Annotated in this window: 1 protein-coding gene and 1 pseudogene; one reads left to right on the plus strand and one right to left on the minus strand. The window is 66.0% G+C overall.

Annotation, left to right across the window (positions count from 1 at the left end):
• On the minus strand, positions 1 to 187 hold a 187-nt coding region (locus tag DMB66_RS60550; RefSeq protein WP_370321641.1), incomplete at its 3' end, for a transposase family protein.
• A gap of 312 nt (positions 188 to 499) precedes the next feature.
• Between DMB66_RS60550 and DMB66_RS66475 the strand changes: the two are divergent.
• Positions 500 to 670 (plus strand): annotated as a pseudogene (locus DMB66_RS66475) (IS3 family transposase); the annotation flags it as partial.

Raw genomic sequence — 670 nt, forward strand, 5'->3', positions numbered from 1 at the left:
TCGTGGTCGTGGCCGGCATACCCCGAACGAACCCGAGCCGGGCTCGGGCGATGTCGTCCAGATCGTGCAGCCAGTCCGCGATCGCGGCCACCGACGTAGCCCCGGCCAGCACCGCGCACACCGCGACCGCCAAGAGCCCGGCGAGCGGGTAACGCAGCCCACGCGGGCTGCGCGGATCCGGCACCACTGCCAACGCTCGCAGCAAACCGGCCTGTTCACCCTCGGTTACCGGGCGGACTGGCGTGTCGGAGGGGGTAGCAACTGCGGACAGTACCGGTATCGGGCATGCTGACATCGCGGGTGAGGTCCTCGAAGTGTCTGGAAGCGTGAGAACTCCCATGATCACCTAGGCGATCTCACCCGCCCCGGGCACCTCCACAGAGGTCAAACACCCCACGTCATCCCAGCTCAAGCCTGCAACCGCCGAACACGCAATGGCCCTGCCGTTGCTGGCGCCTGAGAATCGCCACGCCAATGCCGGCCGGCGGTCGAGCCGCACACCATCCACGCCGACCGCGGCGGCTCGATGACCTCAAAGCGGTGTCGGAAATGCTCGTCGACCTCGGCGTTCTGAGTTCACTCCCGGCCTCGAACTTCGAACGACAACCCGTATTCCGAAGCCCAGTTCAAACCATGAAATACATGCCCGACTTCCCAGACCGGCTCGACT

The sequence above is a fragment of the Actinoplanes sp. ATCC 53533 genome, from assembly GCF_003947245.1.